Source organism: Aeromonas sp. HMWF017, assembly GCF_003061465.1.
Lineage (GTDB): Bacteria > Pseudomonadota > Gammaproteobacteria > Enterobacterales > Aeromonadaceae > Aeromonas > Aeromonas veronii.
Genome location: NZ_QAJD01000105.1, coordinates 45,266 through 54,147, shown reverse-complemented (window position 1 = coordinate 54,147; position 8,882 = coordinate 45,266). Strand labels below are relative to the sequence as shown.

The following is an 8,882-nucleotide window of genomic DNA, read 5'->3' as shown; positions in this document are numbered from 1 at the left end:
CTCAATTCAAGTGGATAACGGGCAACCATGACCCTCTACCCCGAACACCGATATGACGATCACGGCCAGTTGCGCCCGCCCCTCTGGTTCTGGCCCATCGCCCTGTTGCTGACCCGCTCGGTCTGGCTCTTTTTGATGGCAGGGGTCACCCGCGAGAGCGGCAGCGAGATCCTGACCCTCTTCTATCCGGACAAGATCACCCTCTACATCAGCCTGCTGACCGACGTGCCCGCTATGCTGGCGTTGCTCGCCTGCGGCGGCACCTATCAGCAGACCCAAAGCATTCGCGCCAGACTTCGACGCTACAGCCCGCTGCTGCTGCTCTGCTCTGCCGTCAGCGGTCTGCTGATGCAACTGCACAGCCTCAATCTGCAGAAGTGGTCATTCAGCTGGCCCACCGCACTGGTGCTGGTCGCCAGCCTCTGGGCGCTCTGGTATCTGCTGCGCAGTCGCCAGCTACGGGAATATGCCGCAGATCAGCCCCACTGACGGGGCTGACACCTATTGACGAGTGACCCGGATCTGCAGGGTCTGGCGCTCGCTCTGGCTGCCTCGCCCACCCTGTAGCTGGGTGCCGAGGCTACTCCCCTGATCCGCTGAGCTGGTCGAGAGCTCCCCCACCGTCAGCCACTGGCCCGGGGCCCCGCTCACCTCGGTGGCACTCTGCCCACGATTGATGGTGCCCTGATCCAGCCTCGCCTGTTCGCTGCTCAGCGCAATCTGCACCCGATCCCCAATCAAGGTGGCCGTGGCATAGAGGCCGTTCACCAGCGGCATCATCCCCACCACGGCTCCCCCATTCCACTGATAGAAGGTGACCGGTTGATAGGAGCCCATCTGCAGCAGCACGGGACGGCCCGACAGCCCGCGCACCTGCCAGCTGTCGTTCTGGCTGCGCTGGTACTGCCGGGCGTTGCCATCGACCAGCCACTGCCGCTTGGCCTCGTCGCGACTGATTGAGCCCCCCAGTTGCTGACCGCTGGCGGCACCATCGACCCGCCACTCGATAAGCAGGCTTTGCGGTGGCTGGTTGACCTGCGCCAGCGTGGCTTCGGCCTCCTGCAGCTGGGCTGGCGTCCCGCTCAGCACCAGCTGATTCCCCATGGCACTCACCCCAAGCTGGGGATAGATCTCCTTGAGGGTCTGCACCGCCGCCTGCGCCTCGAAGACCGGGATCACTTTCACCTCAGCCCACAGCGACGGGCTCCACAGTCCCATCATGCAGCCAAGCCACAGCAGCGCCCTGCGGCCAACCTTGCCCATCCGAACCATTACGCTCTCCTCGTTCTCTGTGCTCTTCTCACACTCTGTTCTCTTCTCTCTGCTTAAGGCGTAGACCTACGCCTGCAGCCAACAGCTCAGCCCTATTCCGCTCACCCGTCGATGATGAACCCGGCGGTTGCCAAAAAACAATCGGGAATGCAGCAACTCCGTGATTTCTCACGGTATGAGGCTCTCATTCCACGCCCGTTATCGCGTAAGATAGCGCCATCATAGTTGCCCAAGCGGAATCCATCATGTTGAAACAGCTGTTGTTACTCCCCCTCGCCCTGCTGCTGGGAGCCTGCTCCCTGACCCAGTACAACGTCAGCGAGGCCGAAATCAACCAGTACCTCAAAGATCAGGTCTCTTTTGAAAAACAGCTGGGGATCCCCGGCATCATGTCGAGCAAGATCCGTCTGGATGAGATGCAGAGCCGTATCGGCCGCAAACAAGCAGATCGCATCGAGCTGGACGCCGCTGGCGACCTGCAGGTGAGCAGCCCCCTTGGCAGCCAGCAGATGAAGATCCGCTTTGCCCTGAGCGCCCGCCCGGACTATGTGGCCGATCAGGGCGCCATCTATCTGCGCGACCTTGAACTGGTCTCGGTCAAGACCGAGCCGGCCGATATCGGGGCCGCCCTCACCCCGCTGCTGCCCACCTTCAATCAGTCGCTCTCCCTGTTCCTGTCGCAGACCCCGGTCTACCGCCTCGACAGCAGCCGCAAGAACGAAGCCAGGATCAAGGAGAAGGTCGAAGCCCTCAAGGTAGAGCCGGGCCGTCTGGTCATCCCGTTCAAGCTGCTCTGATCCCCGCCACACCGGCACTTTCATCGCAATAAACAGATAACCGTCCTCTTCGACAGCGCACATCCGGTTCAACGTGCAGCCGAATGGGGCGGTTTTTTACTTCTCAAGTCCCCGCCAACACAGCATAATGCAGACCATTCTCATTTAGATTCGTCATGAGAAGCGTCAATAATAAAACCAATGGTGAGAAGGGACATGAGAAAAACCGTACTGGTTCAGGCGATCGCCTGCGCACTGATCAGCGGCGCCGCACACGCTGCCGTCAAAGTCGAAGACAAGACATTCAATACCGCCGCCAACATGCTGGCCTATACCGAATTCGAGCTCTCCGGTGAGCCGCTGGCCGAAGCGCTGGGGCTGGATCTGGATGTGCTGGATGCCAACCGTGCCGATGAGCCGACCCCGTTCGACTTCGCTGCCGGCATCGAATCCTACGAATACTCCGAAGAGGCGATGTACGCCCTCAACTACCAATCCGGCATGGGCCCGCATCTGGTGAACGGGCCGCAAAACCTGGCCCGTGGCGGCACCATGGCCTCTCTGGGGCAACGGGTGCTGGCCATGGCCGACGCCGTTGGCTTCCCGGCTGATGAAGTGCCGCAGGGCATGTATCCCCTCTCCCTGCCCTACGCCTCCGCCAATCCGGAGTTTGCCCAGGCCGTCAACACCACCCCGGTCAATGGCGACCAGATCACCATCAAGACCGCCAAAGGGACCGAGAAAACCGTCAAGACCCAGGTACCCGCCTACTTCCGCGACTACAGCACCCTGCGCTGGAGCGGCAGCGACAACCTGCTGGTGCCCGCAGCGGTGGGCGGCATCCTGCTCAAAGAGGTGATGTGGTCGCAAGACTTCCTCGGCGGCATGCACGTGGCCGAGACCGATGAAGAGGTAGAAGCCGCCTCCGCCACCATGGATCAGGATGGCAAACACAAGCTGGGCGTCTCTGCCGCCGATGGCTTCAACGGCATGATGCTGACCGAGCAATCCATCGACAAGCTGGCCATCATGCAGAACCAGCTTGGCTTCGATGGCAAGCAACTGGGCGCCAAGATCACCCCGCAGTACGATCCGGCCAAGGGCGTTGTCTACTTCCCCCATCAGGTGAAAGTGACCGAAACCAGCAACAACGATGCCGGTGCCATCGGCAAGCTGGAGGTGGTGGATGGCTCCGCCCAGCTGCGCGATGCCTGGATGATGCTGTGGCCGCTCTCCGAGTTCTATGCCTTCAGCGATCAGCGCAGCGCCAACACCAACCAGAACCCGGCCTTCCACGCCGTGTTTGACGGCGCGCCGTTTGCCGCCGCACCGGCTGCCAACAAGACCAATGACCTGGGCAAAGCGGTCGCAGGCAGCGATGCCTTCTCGCTGGCGATCAATCTCTCCAACCTCACCTTCAAGAACCTGGCGGCCCTGCACTTTGATACCAAGGCTGGCACCCTGGTCGACAGCTGGCAGGCAGGCAAACAGGGTAAGCACGTCACCACCTTTGACGCTGCTTACGCACTGGTCGCCCTGCAGATCTTCCAGCGCGCTCAGGATGCGCTGCCGGTCGGCTACGCCGCCGGTGACAATGGCGAGCTGAACCTCAAGACCCAGCAGGGTCAGCAGGCGCTTGAGCTTATCCGCAAACAGGCCGATTTCATCCTTGCCAACCTCAAGGGCAAAAATGGTCTGGTGCATGACGGCATCACCCTGGGTGGCAAGCTCGATGCCGGTCACTCCATCGATGCGCAGTTCGCCGCCATCCGTGGTCTGACGGCTGCGTTCCTCGCCACCTCCGATGCCAAGTACCGCACTGCCGCCCGCGAGCTGTTCATCGCCACCGACAAGGCCTACTTCAATGCCAAGACGGGTACCTGGTTGGCGGGTAAACAGGATGAATACACTCCCTGGACCCAGGCTGCCATCTCCGGCGCCCTGCGCTCTGCCATGCTGAACCTGCGCAACGAAGGGGCCGAGAAGGCGCCCGAGCTGGAGCTGGCCAAGCTGACCGGTCAGTACGTCAGCTGGTTCCGTGGCACCGTCAACGGTGGCATGCAGATGGCCGAGTGGATCGGTGACTCCGGCGAGAACATCATCGAAGGTGCCGGCAGCGACACCGACGAAGATGGCGTACCGCAAGTGACCGCCGCCGGTGGCAAGCACGGCACCGCCATGGTGATGGCCGCCAAAGCGGTGGTTAGCGAATAATCCTCGCCATTCACCAGCATGAAAAAGGGAGCCAGATTGGCTCCCTTTGCATTACAGCGTCTGACACAGTTTCAAGGGCCTTCCTCAAACCAGCTTGTCCAGCATCTCCTTGGTCACCAGCACAATCCCCTGCTCGGAGCGGTAGAAGCGGCGGCTATCCTCATCGGCATTCTCGCCCACCACCAGCCCATCGGGCAGCACACATCCCTTGTCCACCACCACCCGGCGCAGACGGCAACCGGCGCCAATCTCGACCCCGGGGAAGATGATGGCCTGATCCAGGGTGCAGAAGGAGTGCACCCGCACATTGGTAAAGAGCACCGAGTTGAGCACAAACGACCCGCTGACGATGGTACCGCCCGAGAACATGGAGTTGATGGTCATGCCATGCTGACCATTGCGATCCTGCACGAACTTGGCCGGTGGCGTCAGGGTCTGGCTGGTCCAGATGGGCCAGTTCTGATCGTAGATATCGAGCTCGGGCAGCACGGAGGCGAGATCCATGTTCGCTTCCCAGAAGGAGTCCAGCGTACCCACGTCACGCCAGTAGGGCTTTTGCCCCTCGCGTGCCCCGACACAGGACATGTTGAAAGGGTGAGCAAATGCCATCCCCTCCTCCACGATGCGGGGGATCACATCCATCCCGAAGTCGTGTTTGGAGTCCTGATTGTGAATATCCTCCTCCAGCAGTTGGTAGAGGTACTCCGCCTCGAAGATATAGATCCCCATGGAGGCCAGCGAGCGATCTTCGCAACCCGGCATGGCGGGCGGATTGGCCGGTTTTTCGACGAATGCGCGGATCTTGCGCTGCTCGTCGATATCCATGATCCCGAAGGCCGATGCCTCAGCCCGCGGCACCTCGATACAAGCGACCGTCACCTTGGCACCGAGGCGCACATGGTCGAGCAACATGGCGGCGTAATCCATCTTGTAGATGTGATCCCCCGCCAGCACCACCAGGTATTTGGGGCCGTAGTCACGGATGATATCGACGTTCTGGTAGATGGCATCGGCGGTGCCGCGATACCAGTGCACCTCGTCCACCCGTTGCTGGGCAGGGAGCAGGTCGATGAATTCGTTCATCTGGTAACGCAGGAAGGACCAGCCCGATTGCAGGTGACGCAGCAGGCTGTGGGATTTGTATTGGGTGACTACACCAACGCGGCGGATCCCCGAGTTGATACAGTTGGAGAGCACAAAATCAATGATCCGGAATTTGCCACCGAAATGGACGGCAGGTTTGGCGCGGTTGTCAGTCAACTGCTTCAGGCGACTACCACGTCCACCCGCCAGCACCAGTGCCATACTCTGGTTCAATAATTGTCGTGCTTTGGCACTATTTTCGGGCTCTAACAACATGATTTACCTCTGCCTTGTTTGATCTATTTTCAACTCATCTTCGCCTGTTTCAGCACCTGTGAAAGTGGTTTCACTCACATTTAACCGATCTCAATTGACCCTTTTCACCGAGTTGCGAGGAATAGCATGCTTTGCTCCGCCAGCTTGGTTAAAATTCCCCCACAAAGCAGCCACTTCAAGGATGACAAGATGGTTCACAAGCTCGGACGTACCCTCTTTCTGATCGCCACCATAGTGACCATACCCCTGCTGCTCCTGCAAGCAGTTTGGTTGGCCCTTCAGAGCACACCGCTCACATTGGCCATTATTCTGGCCACCACACTGCTTGGCATGATCCTGCTGTTGATGCTGGCCATCCGCACCATGGATGGCATGCTCCAGCATCAGGAGCTCACCTGGATCAAGGCGATCAGGGGACGGGATCCCTCACAACTCGATGAGCCCGCCTCCCAGGAGGTGCTGCAACAGCTACTGGAGCAGTTCGAAAGCGCCGAGCAGAGCGCTCATCGCCAGCTGACCGAGCTCAGCAACCTGGCCACCACCGACGAGCTGACCCAACTTCTCAACCGCCACGCATTTCGCCGCGACATGACCGAGTTGCTGCAGCGGGATCAGGACACCCAGACCGCGACCCTGGTGCTGATCCGTGCCACCGAGCTTGGCAAGATCAACGCCCAGCGCGGCTTCCAGTCTGGTGATGCCTACATCAAGGACATGGCTGCCCTTATCAAGCGGGTGGTAAGCCGTTTCCCGGGCAATCAGGTCTATCGTATTTCGGGGGCTGATTTCGCCGTGCTGGTGCAACCGGTGGCCAATATTCCTCCCCATCTGCTGGGACAGGATTTGAAGGTGGCCTTCGATCACTATCAGGATCAGCACGAGCTGGAGAGCACCGGTTACTCGGGGCTGACCAAGCTCAGCAGCGGCCAGAAAATCGAAGCCGTGCTGGCCAGAGCGGATCTGGCGCTGGCTCGCGCCCAGACTGAAACCATCAACGGCTGGGCCATCCAGCAGGATGACAGCGCCTCCGAGCTACAGGGGCAACACCACTGGCGCGACGTGCTGACCGAAGTGCTGGCGCAGGAGCGCCTCAGCTTTACCTACCAGCCGATCCAGCCCCTGCACCGCAGCATGCTGGCCTACAACGAGATCTACACCCGCTTCAGCGGCAATGACGGCACCGCCCTGCCCACCGACACCCTGTTTGCCATGGCCCAGCGGCTCGATATGGTGATGCGGCTGGAGCAGCTGGTCATTACCCACATCATGCGTCAGTACCGGGCCTTTGGTGCCAACCAGAGTCGCTGGGGGATCAACCTCTCCCCCAACCTGCTGCAAAACAGCGCCTTCCTGATCTGGCTTGACCGCCAGTTGCTCAAGGATCCCAATACCAGCGCCAATCTGGTGTTCGAACTGGATGAAGAGCATCTGGAGCGCAATCTGACCGGCGCCAAGCGGGTGTTTGAACTGCTGCGCCGCAACGGCAGCCGCTCGGCCATCGCCAATTTTGGCAAAGGGATCGGCTCCTTTACCCTGTTTCGCGAGCTCAAGCCCGACTACATCAAGCTCGATCCTGCCCTGATTACCGGACTGGAGCAGGATCAGACCAACCAGCAGTTCGTGCGGATGATCGTCGATGTATCACATCGGATGGGGTGCCAGGTGATTGCAGAGGGGGTAGAACAGCTTGGCCAGAAACAGCTGCTGCAGGGGATGTACGTGGATGGTTTGCAGGGCTATCTGATCGCCCGGCCGCAACCGCTGCGACCGGATATCAGCCAGCTGGGGCTCTTTACTGAGGATGCTTCAGCTTCAAAAGGGTCAGAATGATGTCATTGAGCTGGCGATAACGCTCCAGCTCCTTCTGATCGTAACGGGTAGCCAGTGTAGTAGGATTGTGGCGGTTTTTGAGGTAACGGTTGATCTGCAACCGGTTGAACCCCGCCACCTGATAGACCTGGCCAAGTAGGGTATTGAGCTCATCGTGCTCCAGACCGGCTCTGGCCAGATAGTCCCCATCGGCGGGACTCTCGGTCTGGTGACTCCACTTGCCAATGCGACCACTCTCCTGCAGATAGCTGAGCCACTGTTCGATATAGAGAGGTTTGCACCCCGCCAACAGGTTGAAAAAGCCCACCGCGTCGCAACGACAACCGCTCAGAAGCACGACCGCCAGCTGATCGTCATCGCACTGGAAGGTCACTGGTCCGGCTTGCGCCCAATCCAGCGCCTGCACCCGAATGCTGGCCTTCTCACCCGCAGCTCCCGTTACGTCGAATACAAACATGGCGCTCCTCCCTTGGCAAAAGGTTGATGATGGACCATCCCCCTGACAGGTGCAAAGGCAAATCGGCTTTTAACTCATCAATCGGGCCATTCGACCATAAAAAAGACCGGCACCCTCACGGATGCCGGTCTTTGTCCCGATGGCCTGTGCGTTCAAGCCATCAATGGAGGCGCTTTCAGGCGTCCAGTTCAACCAGAGCCTTGGCCAGCTCGATGGGTTCGAGCTCCTGGCCTTCCAGATCGGCGTTCCAGTTCGGGCCGACCAGCACATCATCTTCATCCAGATCGTTGATCCAGATATCGAGAAACTCTTCCAGATCGATCACTTCCGGCTCGTAATCGGCCCACTCGTCGACGCAGTGCAGACGGGCGTCCTCTTCGGCAGACCAGAGCGGCATCACGTCGGCATCTTCAAATTCGGCGGAGCGGCAGACGACCCAGTCTTCCCCATAGCGCAGACCCCACACCTGACCCGACTCGCGGACTTGTTCGATAAACAGTTGGAAATTGGCGTCAAGGTTGTCGTTAAGCATGCTCATGGGATTCTCTCTTTCTTTCGGGTGCTGCGGCATTGTCGGGCGACAATACGATGGCCAAATGGTGTCGCAAAAGTGACATGGACTCAAGCATATTGGGGTTATTCCGGGAAAAAAGCCGGGATAAATCCCATTTGCCTGCAAAAACGCCTCCCGATGGAGGCGTCTTGCAGATTCAGGAGATCAACGCTCCCAGTAAACCTCTTCCAGACTGTCCTCTTTCTCCGGCAAACCGCGGGAGAGACGGGGACTGCTCTGGGCCAACACCTCGTAGCTGACGCGGTTGGCGTATTTGCACACCTGGGCCAGTGAGGAGTAAGTCAGGAACTCGGAGATGTGCTTGGCGGAGTTGGGCACATTCATCCGGTGATAGGAGTTGGCCACCATGTCGTGCAGCACGGCGGAAAGGGCGCCATCCCCTGCCCCATTGGTGTTCTTG

Annotated in this window: 8 protein-coding genes and 1 pseudogene; 4 read left to right on the top strand and 5 right to left on the bottom strand. The window is 59.6% G+C overall.

Annotation, left to right across the window (positions count from 1 at the left end; all coding sequences use genetic code 11):
• Positions 1 to 27 precede the first annotated feature (27 nt).
• Positions 28 to 489, top strand: coding sequence for a DUF2919 domain-containing protein (locus tag DBR30_RS10520; RefSeq protein WP_069527220.1), 462 nt, complete (start codon positions 28 to 30; stop codon positions 487 to 489).
• 12 nt (positions 490 to 501) lie between these two features.
• Here DBR30_RS10520 and DBR30_RS10515 read toward each other — a convergent pair whose 3' ends face one another.
• Positions 502 to 1,221 (bottom strand): hypothetical protein, encoded by a 720-nt coding sequence (locus DBR30_RS10515; protein ID WP_371878974.1) that lies wholly within the window; start codon positions 1,219 to 1,221, stop codon positions 502 to 504.
• Positions 1,222 to 1,517: 296 nt separating this feature from the next.
• Here DBR30_RS10515 and DBR30_RS10510 point away from each other — a divergent pair, with 296 nt between their 5' ends.
• Complete coding sequence (locus DBR30_RS10510; RefSeq protein WP_005337065.1) at positions 1,518 to 2,069, top strand: lipoprotein; 552 nt, start codon at positions 1,518 to 1,520, stop codon at positions 2,067 to 2,069.
• Between the two features lie 195 nt (positions 2,070 to 2,264).
• Positions 2,265 to 4,262 (top strand): hypothetical protein, encoded by a 1,998-nt coding sequence (locus tag DBR30_RS10505; protein WP_108539622.1) that lies wholly within the window; start codon positions 2,265 to 2,267, stop codon positions 4,260 to 4,262.
• 84 nt (positions 4,263 to 4,346) lie between these two features.
• Here DBR30_RS10505 and glgC read toward each other — a convergent pair whose 3' ends face one another.
• Positions 4,347 to 5,621 carry a glucose-1-phosphate adenylyltransferase gene (glgC, locus tag DBR30_RS10500; protein WP_005337070.1) on the bottom strand — a complete coding sequence of 425 codons (1,275 nt, stop codon included), beginning with the start codon at positions 5,619 to 5,621 and terminating at the stop codon, positions 4,347 to 4,349.
• A 189-nt stretch (positions 5,622 to 5,810) separates the two neighbouring features.
• Between glgC and DBR30_RS10495 the strand changes: the two genes are divergently transcribed.
• Positions 5,811 to 7,451: an EAL domain-containing protein gene (locus DBR30_RS10495; RefSeq protein ID WP_108588336.1), complete on the top strand. Its 1,641-nt coding sequence runs from the start codon at positions 5,811 to 5,813 to the stop codon at positions 7,449 to 7,451.
• On the opposite strand, the gene DBR30_RS10490 is transcribed toward DBR30_RS10495, so the two are convergent.
• The 3 genes and pseudogenes from DBR30_RS10490 to DBR30_RS22040 all read right to left on the bottom strand — a co-directional run.
• On the bottom strand, positions 7,414 to 7,908 hold the full coding sequence (locus DBR30_RS10490) for a hypothetical protein (RefSeq protein ID WP_042055706.1): 495 nt from the start codon (positions 7,906 to 7,908) through the stop codon (positions 7,414 to 7,416). The two genes, DBR30_RS10495 and DBR30_RS10490, sit on opposite strands and share 38 nt — an antisense overlap.
• Before the next feature lie 175 nt (positions 7,909 to 8,083).
• Entirely contained in the window at positions 8,084 to 8,446 is a 363-nt protein-coding gene (locus DBR30_RS10485) for a DUF2750 domain-containing protein (RefSeq protein WP_005337077.1), read from the bottom strand.
• 180 nt (positions 8,447 to 8,626) lie between these two features.
• Positions 8,627 to 8,882, bottom strand: a pseudogene (locus DBR30_RS22040) (inosine/guanosine kinase); the annotation flags it as partial.